17 protein-coding genes are annotated in these 17,236 nt (G+C 43.7%); 10 read left to right on the plus strand and 7 right to left on the minus strand.

Annotated elements, in window-relative coordinates; translation table 11 throughout:
• Positions 1-2: 2 nt before the first annotated feature.
• The 3 genes from EV690_RS03925 to EV690_RS03935 form a co-directional block, all read right to left on the minus strand.
• Positions 3-1,349: a Na(+)-translocating NADH-quinone reductase subunit A gene (locus EV690_RS03925; protein WP_131911632.1), complete on the minus strand. Its 1,347-nt coding sequence runs from the start codon at positions 1,347-1,349 to the stop codon at positions 3-5.
• A gap of 315 nt (positions 1,350-1,664) precedes the next feature.
• Positions 1,665-1,970 (minus strand): BolA family protein, encoded by a 306-nt coding sequence (locus EV690_RS03930; protein ID WP_131911633.1) that lies wholly within the window; start codon positions 1,968-1,970, stop codon positions 1,665-1,667.
• Positions 1,971-2,042: 72 nt separating this feature from the next.
• Positions 2,043-2,651 carry an alpha-ketoglutarate-dependent dioxygenase AlkB family protein gene (locus EV690_RS03935; RefSeq protein ID WP_131911634.1) on the minus strand — a complete coding sequence of 203 codons (609 nt, stop codon included), beginning with the start codon at positions 2,649-2,651 and terminating at the stop codon, positions 2,043-2,045.
• A 78-nt stretch (positions 2,652-2,729) separates the two neighbouring features.
• On the opposite strand from EV690_RS03935, the gene EV690_RS03940 reads away from it, so the two are divergent.
• The 7 genes from EV690_RS03940 to EV690_RS03970 all read left to right on the plus strand — a co-directional run bounded on the left by EV690_RS03940 (position 2,730) and on the right by EV690_RS03970 (position 9,247).
• A complete protein-coding gene (locus EV690_RS03940) occupies positions 2,730-3,845 on the plus strand; it encodes a methyltransferase (protein ID WP_131911635.1) in 1,116 nt (371 codons plus the stop codon).
• Between the two features lie 14 nt (positions 3,846-3,859).
• Complete coding sequence (locus tag EV690_RS03945; RefSeq protein ID WP_131911636.1) at positions 3,860-4,549, plus strand: YajG family lipoprotein; 690 nt, start codon at positions 3,860-3,862, stop codon at positions 4,547-4,549.
• A complete protein-coding gene (locus EV690_RS03950; protein ID WP_131911637.1) occupies positions 4,546-5,115 on the plus strand; it encodes a peptidylprolyl isomerase in 570 nt (189 codons plus the stop codon). The genes EV690_RS03945 and EV690_RS03950 overlap by 4 nt, the downstream gene beginning before the upstream one ends.
• Positions 5,099-6,475, plus strand: coding sequence for an AmpG family muropeptide MFS transporter (locus EV690_RS03955; protein ID WP_131911638.1), 1,377 nt, complete (start codon positions 5,099-5,101; stop codon positions 6,473-6,475). The genes EV690_RS03950 and EV690_RS03955 overlap by 17 nt, the downstream gene beginning before the upstream one ends.
• 135 nt (positions 6,476-6,610) lie before the next feature.
• Positions 6,611-7,354, plus strand: a complete 744-nt coding sequence (locus EV690_RS03960; RefSeq protein WP_131911639.1) for an SDR family NAD(P)-dependent oxidoreductase — start codon at positions 6,611-6,613, stop codon at positions 7,352-7,354.
• Positions 7,355-7,778: 424 nt separating this feature from the next.
• On the plus strand, positions 7,779-8,669 hold the full coding sequence (locus EV690_RS03965; RefSeq protein WP_165872652.1) for a ketopantoate reductase family protein: 891 nt from the start codon (positions 7,779-7,781) through the stop codon (positions 8,667-8,669).
• Positions 8,669-9,247, plus strand: a complete 579-nt coding sequence (locus EV690_RS03970; protein WP_131911641.1) for a DJ-1 family glyoxalase III — start codon at positions 8,669-8,671, stop codon at positions 9,245-9,247. The genes EV690_RS03965 and EV690_RS03970 overlap by 1 nt, the downstream gene beginning before the upstream one ends.
• Here EV690_RS03970 and thiI read toward each other — a convergent pair.
• The 3 genes from thiI to pomA form a co-directional block, all read right to left on the minus strand.
• Complete coding sequence (gene thiI, locus EV690_RS03975; RefSeq protein WP_131911642.1) at positions 9,232-10,683, minus strand: tRNA uracil 4-sulfurtransferase ThiI; 1,452 nt, start codon at positions 10,681-10,683, stop codon at positions 9,232-9,234. The two genes, EV690_RS03970 and thiI, sit on opposite strands and share 16 nt — an antisense overlap.
• Before the next feature lie 102 nt (positions 10,684-10,785).
• The gene (locus tag EV690_RS03980; protein WP_131911643.1) at positions 10,786-11,706 is read right to left on the minus strand and encodes a flagellar motor protein MotB; all 921 of its coding nucleotides are present in this window, start codon (positions 11,704-11,706) and stop codon (positions 10,786-10,788) included.
• A 12-nt stretch (positions 11,707-11,718) separates the two neighbouring features.
• Positions 11,719-12,477, minus strand: coding sequence for a flagellar motor protein PomA (pomA, locus tag EV690_RS03985; protein WP_131911644.1), 759 nt, complete (start codon positions 12,475-12,477; stop codon positions 11,719-11,721).
• A gap of 270 nt (positions 12,478-12,747) precedes the next feature.
• Between pomA and xseB the strand changes: the two genes are divergently transcribed.
• The 3 genes from xseB to dxs are packed head-to-tail and all read left to right on the plus strand — an operon-like array spanning position 12,748 to position 15,754.
• Positions 12,748-12,993: an exodeoxyribonuclease VII small subunit gene (xseB, locus tag EV690_RS03990; protein ID WP_131911645.1), complete on the plus strand. Its 246-nt coding sequence runs from the start codon at positions 12,748-12,750 to the stop codon at positions 12,991-12,993.
• Complete coding sequence (ispA, locus tag EV690_RS03995; RefSeq protein WP_131911646.1) at positions 12,990-13,880, plus strand: (2E,6E)-farnesyl diphosphate synthase; 891 nt, start codon at positions 12,990-12,992, stop codon at positions 13,878-13,880. The genes xseB and ispA overlap by 4 nt, the downstream gene beginning before the upstream one ends.
• A 20-nt stretch (positions 13,881-13,900) precedes the next feature.
• Complete coding sequence (gene dxs / locus EV690_RS04000) at positions 13,901-15,754, plus strand: 1-deoxy-D-xylulose-5-phosphate synthase (protein ID WP_131911647.1); 1,854 nt, start codon at positions 13,901-13,903, stop codon at positions 15,752-15,754.
• Between the two features lie 31 nt (positions 15,755-15,785).
• On the opposite strand, the gene EV690_RS04005 is transcribed toward dxs, so the two are convergent.
• Positions 15,786-17,111 (minus strand): ABC transporter substrate-binding protein, encoded by a 1,326-nt coding sequence (locus tag EV690_RS04005; protein ID WP_165872653.1) that lies wholly within the window; start codon positions 17,109-17,111, stop codon positions 15,786-15,788.
• Positions 17,112-17,236 lie beyond the last annotated feature (125 nt).

Raw genomic sequence — 17,236 nt, forward strand, 5'->3', positions numbered from 1 at the left:
GCTTAACCCTCCGCTTCAATTTTGGTTAAACACTGGCGAAGCACAGCACCATACTCGTACTTGCCCGGACAAACAAATGAACATAAGGCTAAATCTTCTTCTTCAAGCTCAAGACAGCCTAATTGTTGAGCACTATCCGTGTCACCACTTAACAAATCTCGCAACAACATGGTCGCCAAAATATCTAGTGGCATCACCCGTTCATATAACCCAATAGGTACCATTGCTCGTTCGCTGCCACCGGTAGTGGTTGTCATAGCGAATTTTTTGGCACGATTTAGATGAGAAGAAAAAACGCGGGCTAGCGAAAATTTATTTTTCCCCGGAACCGCCCAAGCTAAGAATTCTTTTTCAATTCCTTCTTTGAGCACACTAACTTGTTGATGATAGCGGCCTAAGTATGCGTGAGGGCCTTTAGCCGTTGTACCGCACAAGACACTACCTGAAATAATACGCAGGAGCCCCTCGTCGATTTTCAACTCACCTTCACAAATTTCATCCAAAGCCGCACCTACTTCAGTGATCACCAAACGAGGCGTCTTCACCTCTGGCCCCGCTAAAGAAATAACTCGCTCAGCATCAATTTTGCCACTCGTAAACAGTTTGCCAAAAGCAATGACATCCTGATAATTGATGACCCAGACGCGCCGCGCGAGGCTAACGGGTTTTAAGAAGTGAATATGCGTTCCTGCCAAACCTGCTGGATGAGGGCCAACAAATGTTTCTTCACGAAGATTATTGGCGTTTGCAGACGGTAATGAATAATCGCCTTTACAAACGAATACCTCACCCTCAGTTAATTTACTGAGAATCAGCAATCCATCGGTATAGGCTTGCTCATTGCGCTCGATAATTGGTTTCGCGTCTGCTGCTAAGGGATTAGTATCCATCGCTGTCACAAAAATGGCAGCAGGCTTAGCATCAATAGCAGGAATATGGCTGAATGGGCGACTCTTGAATGCGCTCCACTGACCAGACTGAACTAATTTATCGACAATTTGTTGACGAGAAAGAGAGCCCAATTGCTCCATTGAGATGGCCCCGAAGTCTTTACCGGGTTGATCATTTTTCTTAATCACAACCGATTGTAAAACTCGCCGAGAACCACGGTTAATTGCAACAACTTCACCTGAAGCTGGTGCTGTGAAAAGAACCCCGGGGTTCTTTTTGTCTTCAAATAAGACGTCACCTTGGATAACTTTATCGCCGACTTTGACTTTCATTGTCGGTCGCATACCGACATATTCCTCGCCAAGAACAGCGACATGAGCACAAGAGACTTTATCCGTAATCTGCTGCTTTGGAGCACCAGTGATTGGTACATCCAATCCTTTTTTTATTGAAATCATACTCTCTTACACAGTTAATTGAGTCGGAAGATGAGTGATTGTTTAATGCTGGTAACAAATTCGTGACAGCCGTTAGCTATTACGATACTTAGCTTACAACCCTGTATAAAACGGCATTATGTTAGCATCAATTATCAACATTCGGCTATTATAAATCATTCATTTTAAGGGTATATTCTCGTTTTACCGCTAACACCTTTCGATAATGATTAAATAATAAACAACTATCAATCAATATTGATTCCTTAATTGATTGATATCTATGCTAAGTCTAGACAGATTAAATGAATAGTCCAGTTCATACCAAGCGGATTATTAACTGCCAACACAATTTGGTGTTTTCGGCGCTTCGCCCGCGCGTTTTTGCCATTCTTCTGGCGTGTATGTATGCAAAGCTAAAGCGTGAATAGGCCCTTCTAAAAGCTCGTTTAAGCATTCATTGACTAACCGGTGGCGGGCAATTAACTTTTGCCCCGCAAACGCCTCAGAAACAAGTGTGACCTTAAAATGACTTTCGCTGCCACGTGGCACGTGATGACGATGACTTTCATTAACGACCTGCAAGAAATTAACGCAAAATTGCTCACGGAGTTTATTTTCAAGAAGTTCAGCAACTGACATACAATGCTCCATAGGTAAATATCGACTGCATTATAAATACAGAACGTTCATTTGTCAGGAATAGGCTTCAATCTATTGAGCTGAAATATGAATCTGCCTAAATGTTAAGTTGATCCGTTCACCTACCGTTTTTTTTGTCCGAGCAATCGAGTGCTCATAATATTGCTGCGTCTTGGCTGCCATGATCAGCAGAGTACCATTGCCCAGTGCCCACTCACCAACTTTAGTTCGAGATTTTTTTTCACGGATTAAGAAGCGCCTTTCACACCCAAAACTCAGTGATGCAATCATGGCATTTTTCAATAGCTCTGGTTCGTCATCACTGTGCCAGCCCATCGCATCGCCGCCATCGCGATAAAGATTAGCCAGGACACTATTAAAGTAGGTCCCCAGCTCACGATTAAGTTGTTGACGAAGTTCTTTAAGTGGCTCACACCAAGGGATTGGCAAACGTAATTGCTGGCTATAGCGATAGGCACATTGTGGATCCCCCATCCAAGCGGATAATCTAGGTTCATTGACCTGTTTACCAAACAAGCGAATGCTATGTTGTTGCCAAGCAATACTGTTACGCAGGAGTTGGTAGTTAAGTTGCGACCAGTTTGGATAGATGAGTAGATAGCTTTCGTGATTCAGCTCAATTCGTTCTGGCTCTGGAGTGTTATTTTTAGTCTGATACATTACTTAAGTTCCAGGCTTTTATATTCGCATTATCCAACAGGTTCAGCTAAAATTTGCGAAAAATTTCAGACACATTCCATGAACCCGATAGACAATCAGCAATTTGTACCAACCCTAAGTATCTCACGCTATCCCAAACAACGTCATGATTCTCTTAAGGGTTGGAATGGCGCAGATACGCTATTAGTAGAACATGTCATCCAACATATTAATCCATCACAAACAGTCGCCATTTTTAATGATGAATTTGGCGCTCTCAGTTGTGCTCTGGATGACTATCAACAAGTTTGGTATAGCGACTCCTATCTTGCTCATCAAGGCGTCCAGAGTAATCGTGCTGATAATCATTTATCCCCCATTACCACTTATTCAACTATGGCGGTGCAACAAGACTGCGATGTCTGGCTGATTAAAATTCCCAAATCACTATCGCATTTGGAGCATCAGCTCGCAACCATCTCTGAGCAAGCTCACAAAGACCAACCTATTATTCTTTCTGCAATGGTCAAATATCTCAATAAAGGGACTTTCAAATTAATCGAGCGCTATTTGGGGCCTCTTTCGACATCATTGGCCAAATACAAAGCCAGATTGATTTTTACCCAACTGAGTAAAACCCCCACTCCGAGCCCTTACCCCCGCAGCTGGCAAGCGCTCCCTTATCCATGGCAATTAAGCGATCATGCCAATGTATTTTGCCTTGGCAAACTCGATATCGGTACTCGCTTTTTATTAGAACATATGCCTGAGGGCGAGTTTAAACAGATTATCGATTTAGGCTGTGGTAATGGACTTTTAAGCCTAGCAGCCCTTGACCGTTGGCCACAGGCACATATCACATGCTGTGATGAATCATTGATGGCAACAGAAAGCACGCGAACTAACCTTAAGCGTAATTTCCCAGAACAGCCACCCCGCTATCAGGTGTTGGCCGATCACTGCCTGAGTCAACAACCCAATGAATGTGCCGATCTCATCTTATGTAATCCGCCATTTCACCAGCAGCAGACTATCTCGACAGCAATTGCCAGACAAATGTTTACGGATGCAAAACGCTGTTTAACTCCTCAAGGACAACTCTGCGTGATAGCCAATCGCCATTTACCTTATTGGCCAATGCTAAAAAAAAGCTTCCAGACGGTGAAGATTCTCGCTTCCAATGCAAAATTTGTTATCCTGATAGCAACTAAATAATATTTGAGGTTCTCATGTCTTTGTCAAAAATCTCCGTCTTTTGGATTATGGCTGCTGCTTTCAGTTTGCTGTTATCAGGCTGCAGTACACCCAGACAAAGCAACTCCGGAGCGCCAGTAACGCAAACGACTCATCAAGCAAAGTCCGCGACGCCGACTCAATCAAAAGAGAAGCCGCAGCCAAGCCAGGAATCTAAGCCGACTCAAATTTATTTAGATCCAAATCCTTCGGCCGGGAGCGCCCGCCCGATGCCAGGAGTTAGTTTGCATCTGAGCGTCAATGACCTGCGCGCGCAACGCTTTTTGCTCTCAATTCACCACGAAGGTAAAGAACAAGCAGAACTCATCACCAGTGCCAACAATGTCCGCCAGGCCATTTATAAGGCGGTCGAAACCAATCTTGAGGATCGTGGCATTAAACTGAGTGATAATGCCCCAAACGATCTGACGATCGATATCATGGCGCTACGTAGTAAAGCTGAGCAAAAACCATTCAGTTATGTCGCTATTGATCAAGTTATTCTTAAAGCAACATTTAAATCAGCACATCGTAAAGTCGTCCGTCAATATACCGCCAGTCGACGCAGCAGCGGCAGCCTTGAAGTCGATATTAGCCAGCAGCAAAATCAGTTAAATCAAACTCTTAATGCTGTATTAACCGGCTTACTTACCGACCATAAACTGCTTGATCAGGACAACTCATGAAACCCATCTATTTCACATTAGCATTGGCACTCACCTGCTTAAGCGTTCAAGCTGAAACCGTACGATTTTCCACGACTATGGGCGACTTTAATGTTGCCCTAAATTGTGAAAAAGCCCCACTAACCTGTCGGAATTTTTTACGCTACGTTAAAAATGGCAGTTATGACGGCAGCATTTTTCATCGGGTCATTAAAGGTTTTATGATTCAGGGGGGCGGATACAATAAGCAAGGGGAAAAACTCAGCGAATTTGCCCCAATCGCAAATGAATCCAATAATGGTTTATCTAATTTAACCGGAACGATTGCAATGGCGCGCACCAGTGCCCCTGACTCTGCAACACGCCAGTTTTATATCAATGTGCATGATAATATATTTTTAGACGGCCATGATGACCAGCCGGGCTATGCCGTTTTTGGTAAAGTCACCAAAGGCATGAAGGTAGTCATGAAAATATCACGAACCCCCACCCATTTTGACCATAAACTAGAGTTTAAAAACGTTCCCATTCAACCAATCGTCATCAAATCAATTAAGATCCTAAAGACTGATGGATCAAATAAGTAGTAAAGAAAGCTGGACAAGCAGTTTAAAATTATACTGTAAAAAACCAGTTTTACTGATGCTCAGTTTCGGATTTTCATCCGGGCTGCCTTATTTGCTGATTTTTGCTACATTCTCATTCTGGTTAAGAGAAGCTGGAATCAGCCGCACCGAAATTGGTTTTATCAGCTGGGTTGCCTTATTTTATGGCCTAAAATGGATTTGGTCTCCCTTAGTTGATCGTCTGCCTATTCCTTGGCTCAGTCGGCATTTAGGGCGGCGTCGCAGTTGGATGTTGCTGGCGCAAGCAGGAATAATTCTTGGCCTGATCGGCATGTCTACGCTAAACCCACAAAACTCCCTCATGGCAGTGAGTTTGTTTGCTTTAATGGTATCTTTTAGTTCGGCAACCCAAGACATAGCTATCGATGCCTTTCGCATTGAATCGGCTCCGGAGCGCCTGCAAGCCGCGATGGCTGCTGCCTACATGACGGGCTACCGCCTTGCCATGATCACATCTGGTGCAGGGGCTTTATGGCTGGCCGCATTATTTAGTACATCTGCAGGCTATCAGCCACATGCTTGGCAACTGACCTATTTGTGCATGGCTGTGTTAATGGGGGTAGGCGTATTAAGTTGCCTAATAGCAAAAGAACCAGAGGTTCCTTATCGAAAATTAACATCAATCACCATGATCCGTCAGTTTCATCGCCGGGGTTACCCTTTGAAATTCGCCGGATTCATTGCCTGGAGTTACACCGCTCTTTGTGAACCATTTATCGATTTCTGGCGTCGCTATCACTGGATTGCCGTGTTAATTTTAGCGTTAATCAGTACCTATCGGATTGCTGATGTTGTCATGGGGGTTATGGCAAACACATTCTACGTCGATATGGGATTCAGCAAAGATGAAGTCGCCAGTATATCCAAAGTTTTTGGCGTGATAATGACCCTACTCGGGACGGGTATAGGCGGTATTTTGGTCAATCGACTTGGAACCATGCGTATTCTTTTTGTCGGAGCCCTACTCACAGCGAGTACCAACCTACTCTACAGTTATATGTCAACACAACCACCATCACTCAGTTTACTGACAGTGGTGATTAGTGCCGATAATTTAGGTGCAGGGATCGCAACTGCTGCTTTCATAACTTATTTGTCTTCCTTAACTAATGTTGCATTCTCAGCCACCCAATATGCTTTGTTAAGTTCAATCATGCTGTTATTCCCTAAATTCTTAGCCGGGTTTTCCGGCTACTTGGTCGACTGGATGGGCTACAGTCACTTCTTTACTTTTACCGCCATCCTTGGGATCCCCGCTTTAATTCTTATTCCAATTCTGGCCAAATACCATCCGGCTTCGGCGCCAAGAGATAACAATTAAGCCATATATTGAGCCTAAGTATGATGAACAACATACGAACCCTAATGGTCAGACATCAAAGCCAGCAATATCGTATTTAAATGCAGCGATAGTTCTTTGAGATAACTACAATAATAAATAAAAAGGAACCTTAAATTGAAAGTGGCATTGGTAACTGGCGGTTCTAAAGGCATCGGTTTACACGTGGTGCTTCGGCTTGTCAGGCAAGGAATTAAAGTAGTAACTTGTTCTCGCGCAAAAGAGAACTGGTTGAATTCGATTAACGAATTTCCAGAGCTGAATGTTGTTGACTACCAGAGCACAGATATTGCCGATGAGCAACAACTAGCAAGGCTATTTGACTATATTCGTGAACACTACGAAAAATTAGACATGGCAGTCAATAACGCCTCACCGGCTATTGTGTCATGTGGTTATTTACCTCAGGTTGAAGTCTCACTACTGAAAGAAACGCTTCATGTAGATTTCTGGTGTCAAGTCTTATGCTTGAGATCTGAGCTAAAATTAATGGGATCTGGCGCATCCATCGTCAATATCAGCTCCGTTAATGGGGTTAGACCAACCCCAAATGCAGCAATGTATAGCGCTTCTAAACATGCTCTTGAAGGACTAACTCGGTCTGTCGCTTTAGAAAGTATTCGCTCTGGCATCCGAATTAATGCGGTTGCTCCCGGAGTCACGTGGACACCTCGTTGGGAAGAAAGACAACTTAAAACACCTAATATCCGCGATGACGTATCAGAAGCTGTCCCTATCAAACGTTTTGGGAAAATTGAAGAAATTGTTAACGCAGTAGACTTTCTATTATCTGACCAGGCCAGTTATATAGTGGGTCATACACTAGTCGTTGATGGAGGCCTATCACTAACATCAAAATAGCTTGGGATAACATGAGTAATCATTAGACCATGGCTGCTGAATAAAAACGAGTTCTCGTAGAGCCAGCAAATTATCGCAATCAATTGGGTAAGTAGTTTTAATCACAGTACTCACATAAGGTTTAATCACCTGACTCCGCTATACTCTCTGTTTGTCTCCCCCCAACTAACATTCAATGACCAACGACGGTTAACAGAAGTAGTAATGCACAACGAATAGCATCACGAAGCCATTAACAGCATTCACATGACAGCATTGAAGGCTTGACTCATAGTGGCGACCTTCATCAATTCATCGTTCAAAAACCAAGCATAATAATACTAATTTTTAATATTAATTATGTTATCCATAAAAATATGGCTACCGCTAAAATCGCTGAATGGTTATTCTCTATATGAGCACTGACATCAGCACAGAGGAGAGGATGATGCATTGGGGCATTTTAGGAGATGGTGCAATTGGGGGATTATATGCCATGTCTCTCTACCATGCTGGATATCCAGTGACGCTCGTGATGAGCAACGAGTTTTCACAAGGGCAATCATTCCGGCAGCTGACCTATGAAAACGAGCAAACCCATTATCAAGCTGAATTACCGATTGAACAGACCACAGATCACTGCGATATATTGCTCATTTGCACCAAAAGCTATCAAGTTCTAGACGCGCTGCAAACCATTCATCTGACTCAAAACTGTGAGTTACTCACACTGCATAACGGCATGGGGCCTCAGCAGAAGATCCTGAATCGTTATCCAGACCACTCTCTTTGGGCTGGCACAACGACTCATGGTGCTAAACGCCAAAGTAACCATATTATTCATCATGGCAGTGGTATCACTACCATTGGACGTTATCCGAAAAATCACCATACGGCCCCCTGCCCGACTTGGCTAGACGATCTGAACAACGCCTTACCAGAGGTTATCTTCGATGAAAACATAGAAATTGCCCTTTGGCGTAAACTAGCCATTAACTGTGTTATTAATCCATTAACGGCTATTGACCAATGTTTAAATGGCGAACTTCTAAGCCCCAGTTATCAACCTGTTATTCGCGAATTGTGTTATGAAATCAGTCAAGTTGCAAATGCTTGCCAAATACCATTAAGCTGTGGCGAAATAGAACAACTGGTGCAACAAGTTTGTAAACAGACAGCCAAGAATCATTCGTCAATGGCGCAAGATGTCTATTATCGCCGCCCAACCGAAATTAAGCTGATTAATGGTTATATTGTAGAGATGGCCAAGCGTTATAATCTGGATGTTCCATTTAATAGGCATCTTGTTAAGAACCTAACAACAGGAGAGTTCTGATGGTTAATGTCATGGTAGCCCTAGCTCCGGGAAGCGAAGAGATAGAGACAGTTAGTTTAGTCGATACGCTTCGTCGTGGAGAATTTATCGTAGATTTAGTCAGTGTAGGGGATGAGCTTGAAATCACCTGCTCACGAGGTGTTAGGCTCATCGCGGATAAATTACTCACCGATGTCAATATTGATGATTACCAGCTTTTAGTGATACCAGGCGGAGCTGGCGGTAGTGAATTTATGCGTAATACGCCAGAATTTATCGAGTTTATTAAAGACTTTTACCAACCCCCGAAATATATTGCCGCAATCTGTGCAGCCCCTGCATTGGTATTGCATGCTAATCGAATTTGCCCGCAAGCAACTATGACGAGCCACCCTTCTTTCTTTTCTGATCTGGATGAAAAATATCGCAGTGAACAACGTGTTGTCGTTGATCACAAACATCGCGTAATTACTAGTCGTGGACCGGGAACGGCGATTGAATTTGCTCTAGAATTGCTTGCCCAATTAGGCAGTGAGGAGCTGGCCCGGCAAGTTGCCGAGCCAATGCTATGTGCGGGAATTGATCAACGATTCCGATAAACGCCAACATTACTATGGCCTTGTTCTTTAAGGTACAAGGCCTGCAATTTACTCATGACACCGCGCTCACAATAGAGTAAGTAATGTTTATCTTTCTCTAATTCGAGGAATTTTGTTCCCAATTTAAAAAATGGGATATGCAAGATCTGCGCACCATCTATTTCCAAAGGTTTATTTTCGGTTTCCTCATCGGAGCGAATATCAATTACAATCTGCTCAGATGAAACTTCATTAACCGTATCAACCTCAACCACTTCAGCATTACTTTGCCGACCGATATCGCGAATATCAACCATTCGAGCCTGCGCTACCACTTGCTCAAGTATGGTTGTATCGAAATGAGCTTCTTCAGCTAACAATTTACTTTCAACCGCTTTTACCGTTGGTTTACGTGAGATCACCCCACAATATTCGGGCATTGTCTCCGCAATATCGGCAGTCCCAATACGTCTGGCACTATCAATAATATCCTGCTTATCGCGAGCAATAAGTGGGCGCAAAATGAGCGTTTCTGTAACTTTGTCAATCATCGATAAGTTGGTCAAGGTCTGACTTGAAACCTGCCCTACCGCTTCGCCCGTAACCAATGCCGGGATATCATAGTGTTGCGCAACTTTCGCGGCAGCACGCATCATCATTCGTTTTAAAACCACCCCCATCTGGGAATCGTCTACTTTAGTGAGGATCTCAGCGACAACTGGCTCAAAATCGATCGTGACAAATTTAACTCGATGTGATGAACCATATTTTTGCCATAGGTAGTGCGCCATCTGTTTGACACCAATCTCATGAGCTGCGCCCCCCAGATTGAAAAAACAATAATGAACACGTGAACCACGACGAATCAATTCATAACTGGAAACCCCAGAATCAAAGCCCCCAGAAATCAGCGACAACACACTTTCCTGAGTAGCAATAGGGAAACCGCCAATACCTTGATGCTGATGAGTCACCACATACAAATGTTGATTTTCAATCTCAAGTCGAACCGTTACGTCTGGCTGTTTAAGTTTCACTCCAGCGGCATCGGTAAACTGATTTAGCCCACCACCGATATAACGCTCAGCCTCAACGGAGGTGAAGTCATGCTCACCTACCCGACGTACCCGAACACAAAATGTTTTACCCGCAAGTTTATCTTTCCATACTTGATGGGTTAATTCATAAGCATTATGCAGATCGGTAAACTCAAAACTACTCACTTCCAAAAAATGCTGAATACCAGGAGTGCTTTTCAATGCTTCTACTAAAGCATCACGTTTATCCGGTTCACGACTTGTGACAACCAGATGATCCCAATCGCGGCTAACACGGATATTTTCATCGATTTGATTGAGCACATTGCGAATATTACCCTGCAGCATTTTACTAAAACGCTGACGGACAGGTCGGCTTTTTATAGTAATTTCAGGGAATAGTTTGATAATAAATTTCATGATGGTTACGGCGCTAAAAAATTCGCGCCGATTATACACTGCTCAACTCAGAATGTGTATGCGCATTAGCCTATCCCTGCATTTTAGCTAATGCCCTTAGCACTAATCATCGCTTAGCGGAGTCACCTGCAACTGACGAGACACTTTCGGTTTACCTTGCATAATACTAATTTCAACCCGGCGATTTTCAGCCCGATGAGCAGGTGTGTCATTTTTGACCAGTGGATCAGTATCCGCCAAACCTCGCACCACCAACCGATTCTGATTGAACCCTTTGACTTGAATCATCACCTGCGCTACCGATACAGCTCGTTGTGCCGAGAGATCCCAGTTAGAACGATACAACTCAGAATCTGCAGGTTGATTATCGGTGTTTCCAGAAACGGTGACGATCCCAGGAATATCTTTAATCACCTCCGCAATTTTACGGATGATCGGCCGAAATTGTGGCTGTAAGAAGGCTGACCCTGAAGGAAACGAACCTTTTTCTCGTATCCGAATGATAATCTGTTGGCCAAGCGACTCAACTTCTAACGCCCCTTCTTTGATTTCTGTTTTTAATTGAACCGCAATCCGTTTTGCCATCTCATTTTGAGACTGTGTTGCTTCCGGAATAGGGCGTTTATCCGTCTGTGGTGTCCGGCCACCATCCTGCTTAGCAGAAGTTCGCTCATTCCCACCGGATTTAGCATCATCACCTTTTTGAAAATCCAGTTCGGTCTGAGTCATGTCAACCGTTTGTTGCATAATGGTTTCAATCGGTGTTGGCTCAGGTCGGCCTGGACGAAAATTCATCGCGATTACCGAAGTCCCTTTAGGGATATCTTTCACTTCCAGCTGATTTTGTACACCAAAGGCATATTTCATTGACCCAGCAATCTGCTTAAACTTAAGCACATCCATTTCTGAAAATGACAGAAGTAATACAAAAAAACATAACAACAGCGACATCAAATCAGAAAAAGTAGCCATCCACGCAGGTAAACCGGGGGGACATTTGCACTCTTGCTCGTCATCATCCATAAAACCCCCTCATTACTCTGCAGATACTTCACGCTTAGAGGACTGCAAATAGTTTTTCAGCAATCCTTCAATGACCCTAGGGTTCAGTCCATCCTGAATACCGAGTACCGCATCCACAATTAACGCGCGATTAAGTGCCTCTTCAGCGGAACGGAGATCCAATTTATTGGCAATAGGGATTGCCACCATATTGGCCATAATTGCCCCATACAATGTAGTTAACAGTGCCACGGCCATTGCCGGACCAATTGCCTTAGGGTCAGACATGTTCGAGAGCATTGCAACCAGACCAATCAATGTACCAATCATCCCCATTGCAGGTGCCACATCACCAATCGCTTTAAAGATACTAGAGCCGACTTCGTGGCGCTCAACCGTTAATGCAATATCTTTTTTCAATGTACTACGGACCACTTCGGCATCATAACCATCAACAAGCATCCCCACCCCTTTGGCCATAAATGCATTGGGGATCTCCGCTTCTTCTAGGGCCAAAAATCCCCCCTTACGGGCAGAGTCAGCTAATTCGACAGATTTTTGAATGAGCTCATTGGGTTTATCAGCTTTAAATAAAAATGCTTTGGCAGCGATCTTTGCAGCACCCAGAAATTGCCCAAGGTTATATTTCATTAAGACCACAAACAGTGACCCACAGATCACAATCAGAATAGATGGAACATCCACAAACGCACTTATGTCGCCGCCCATCACCATTGCCATCAGTACGAAAGCAAAACTCCCTAACAGGCCCACTAGCGTAGCTAAATCCACAGCGCCCTTCCTTTTCTAAAGATCTTTAGTGTTATTCACGCCCATACATTTGAACGAACTCATTTATACATTATGAACAATAATCTACAATAGCTATCGGTTAAGAAAATAAATACTTTAATGCTAGTCGCTTATGTCATTATGATCCGCTCTGATTGCACCATCATGAATTTGACCTAAGTAAAATTCACATTGATTCTTAGCACGAAGACACGCGATAATTTTACTTGTGCCGCGATTCATAATTTTAGTCAATTTTCAGGAGATTCAATGGCAGCCAAAAAACCAGAAAATATGAGCTTTGAAGAATCACTAAGTGAACTGGAGCAATTGGTCAAAGAACTTGAGCAGGGAGATCTGCCCTTAGAGCAAGCCATGAAACATTTTGAACGAGGCATTGCACTGGCGAATGCCGGTCAACAAAAACTCTCAAGTGCTGAACAACAGATTAAAGTCTTACGTGAAAATACCCCTGAAGCACCATTAGATGAGCTATCAAAAGGGGATGCTTTGTGAGTGAATGTTTACAAACAATCTTAGAAAGCTATCGTGAACGTGTCGATACTTTTATTCTTCAGCAACTCAATTCACTAGAAGCAAATGCCCCGGTTTTACGTGATGCAATGCGTTATTCTCTCGTTTTGGGAGGCAAACGAATTCGTCCAGTATTGGTTTATTTAACGGCAGAACTGAATCAGGCCCCGACTCAACAAGTCGATTATGTCGCCGCCGCAGTCGAGGCGATTCATGCGTATTCGTTAATTCATGATGACCTACCAGCAATGGATGACGATAAGCTTCGTCGTGGTCAACCCACCTGCCATATTGCCTTTGATGAAGCCACCGCGATATTAGCTGGGGATGCTCTGCAATCGTGGGCCTTTACTTTACTCACCCAAGCGCAGCAAATTCCTGCTCACACACGCCTAACGATGGTCCAGACGTTATCTCAAGCGGCTGGTCTGCAAGGAATGTGTGCCGGGCAATCTATCGATATTATGGCAACTGGCCAACGTCAGTCACTCGAAGAGCTGGAACAAATGCATCGGCTCAAAACTGGCGCTTTGATCAGAGCCGCAATTCAATTAGGAGCTCAAGCCGCAGGGATTAGTAAACCAGCCGAACGACAAGCTTTAGATAACTACGGAGCGGCCATTGGTCTCGCTTTTCAGGTACGAGATGATATTTTGGATGTCATTGCCGATACCGAAACCTTGGGTAAACCGCAAGGATCGGACATTGAACACCACAAAAGTACCTATCCGGGACTATTAGGATTAGCCCAGGCTGAGCAGAAATGCCAAAATCTTAGACATCAAGCACTACACGAGTTGGACACATTACCCTACAATACAAACAAACTTGCTGCGCTTGCCGATTTCATTATTCAGCGCAATAAATAGCTGTTGCCAAAAATCAATTTATGACTCTAAATATTCGTGATTATCCATTATTAGCTCTCGCTGATTATCCATCAGATCTGCGACAGTTGCCATTATCGAAACTGCCCGAGCTCTGCCAAGAGCTGCGCTCTTTTTTGTTAAAAACAGTGAGCCAATCGAGTGGACACTTAGCATCGGGACTTGGCGTTGTTGAGTTAACCGTCGCTTTGCATTATGTCTATCAAACCCCCTTTGACCAATTGGTTTGGGATGTTGGACATCAGGCCTATCCCCATAAAATTCTAACTGGGCGGCGAGAGCAGATGGCAACCATTCGCCAAAAAGGTGGATTACATCCATTTCCTTGGCGTGGCGAAAGCGAATACGACACACTAAGTGTCGGCCACTCTAGCACTTCAATTGGTGCGGCCTTAGGGATGGCTGTTGCAGCAAGCAAGGAACAAAAAGGACGAAAAGTTGCAGCAGTGATCGGAGATGGTGCATTAACGGCAGGGATGGCATTTGAAGCACTTAATCATGGGGGAACCTGCTCCGATGATCTATTAGTGATATTAAATGACAATGATATGTCTATCTCTGAAAATGTCGGTGCACTCAACAATTCGCTGGCAAAATTGATGTCGGGACAAACATATTCCTCGTTTCGCGAAGGTGGTAAAAAATTATTGGACTCAGCTCCCTCCCCAATTAAAGAACTAGCGAAGCGCACTGAAGAACATCTCAAGGGGATGGTTGCACCACCAGGAACATTGTTTGAAGAATTTGGCTTTAATTATATTGGGCCTGTAGATGGCCACGACGTGATAGCGCTGGTTCAAACACTTAAAAACATGCGAGCTCGTAAGGGACCGCAGTTTCTACATGTTTTAACTAAAAAAGGCAAAGGTTATCTGCCAGCAGAGCAAGATCCAATTGGCTATCATGCTGTTTCAAAATTCGATCCCTCTCAGGATAATCTGCCCAAGAAAACCACCACAACCTTCTCTAAAGTGTTTGGGAACTGGCTCTGTGAAATAGCCCAGCAAGATAAGAAACTAATGGGGATCACGCCAGCCATGCGTGAAGGCTCGGGAATGGTTGAATTCTCCAAACGATTCCCTAAACAATATGTAGATGTTGCGATTGCCGAACAACACGCATTAACTTTTGCCGCAGGTCTAGCGATTGCTGGCTTACATCCGGTTGTGGCGATTTACAGTACTTTTTTGCAGCGTGCCTATGACCAGCTCATTCACGACATTGCTATTCAAAACTTACCTGTTCTACTAGCCATTGATCGGGCAGGCGTGGTCGGAGCGGATGGACAAACGCATCAAGGCGCATTTGATTTAAGTTTTTTGCGCTGTGTCCCTAATTTAACAATTATGGCACCTTCTGATGAAAGTGAATGCCGACAAATGTTGTACACCGGATATAAACTAGGCTCTCCGGCGGCTGTGCGTTATCCTCGCGGTGGAGCAATCAATGCTCCATGTGATCAACCCCTTCAGGTTTTGCCTATCGGTAAAGCGAAGATCCGACGAAAAGGTCAAAAAACGGCTATCTTGTGTTTTGGGCCACTACTATATGAGGCTTTAAAAGCTGCAGAGACATTAGATGCCACTGTGGTTGATATGCGCTTTATCAAACCACTTGATACCGATTGCATTGACGAACTCGCAAAAACGCACCAATATCTAGTGACATTAGAAGATAACGCAATTGCGGGTGGAGCCGGTTCAGCGGTTGCCCAACACCTCGTACAAAGAGAAACTCACCCAAGACTCATTCAGCTTGGATTGCCCGATCAATTTATTGCTCAAGGAACTCAAGCCGAAGTTTATGCTGAATTAGGCTTAGACAGTACCGGAATTGAGCAACGATTAAGCAATTAAAGGCCACGGCAACAACAATGTTGCCTTAGCCTTATCGGCTACGATTGATTTTAAGTTCATCAAAGTAAATCAGTCCCAGCCGATTACGCACCACCTTTAATGAAATCTTTTGATTAACAGCCCATATTTGATCAAGCCAAAATAAAGGCTTAAAAGCATATTGATTTGACAAATGATATAGGAAAGCTTGATAAGCTGATTTTTGCGAATGACCAGAAAGCGTATTAATGTGAGCAAATTGGCTTTTCAGATTGTGCCTATCCAATGCACAATGTAGCCGCGCAACATGACCATGATAAGAACTAAGCATTGCTTTTAAAAAACCTGATAAGTCATTTGGCTGAGGGCGAATTGAAACTAAATATAAATTGGCACTGCAGTGTGCTAAAGACTGATCAAAATCTTCACTAGAAAGGACTTTCACTTTTAGATCAATATCCATACGGGCAAACATTGTTTTTAATATCGCTAACGTCTGAGCCAAATCGAATCGATTATCTTTGCGGCTAACAAGCGTTAAACGCAAAGGTTGATCATTAGAACGCACTGACTGTAGTAATTGATAAGCCTTCAGAAACTGATTTTTCTTGGATATTAAACGGTCATAAAACTTTTCACTCACCAACTGACTGGAAAGCTGCCCTAACGGAGCATAAACCAAACTATAGAGCATCGCGTTGTTAATGCCCACAGATAAAGCCTCCCGCGCTTTTTTCTGTGTAAGCCAAGAATGTTGCTGATTAAATATAATACCAAGCCAAGCCATATCGGTCATACGCACCGCGGCCAAATTAGATGAAGCATTTAGCGCTGCAATATGGCTCGGTGAAACATGATCGATAATATCCACATCGTTACCCTGTAGGGCGCTATAGCGGGTTTGTTCGTGCAAAATAGGCACGACTTCTAACTCAGTTACATTTCCTTCATCATGGCTCTTTCGCCAATAATGCGGTTTAAGTTTTAACACAGCCCTCACGCCAGAAATATCTTCACTAATTTGATAAGGACCTGAACCTGAAACGAGCTCTTTTTGACCTTTTCCCATACCAAGTAGCCACCGCTTATCAAAAACAAACCAATAAGCGAGCTGAGACAATAGCCCTTGATAGGGATGCGTTAAAGTAATTTCAAAGCGTTCAGCGGAGAGCGCTTTGACCGATTGGATGCCAGAAAACAATTGTGCGAACGCGCGATGCTGGCGCAGCTTATCAAAACTCCAGACAACATCTTGAGCATTTAGGGGATTACCTGATGAAAACGAAACGCCCGGATTTAAATTAAACTGATAACGACGAGCAGAAACTTGCCGATAACTTTTCACTAACCACGGCTTAGGGTGCCCGGAATTATCCATGCGAAATAACGAATCATACAGTAAATTGCCAACAGCAAGGCTTGATAACGAAAGATCCTTGGGCAATTGGTGAAACCGTACGACCTCGGAACTCCCCCAAATAATGGATTGCGCCTTTACCGGTA

The organism is Celerinatantimonas diazotrophica, from assembly GCF_004339545.1.
Classification (GTDB): domain Bacteria; phylum Pseudomonadota; class Gammaproteobacteria; order Enterobacterales; family Celerinatantimonadaceae; genus Celerinatantimonas; species Celerinatantimonas diazotrophica.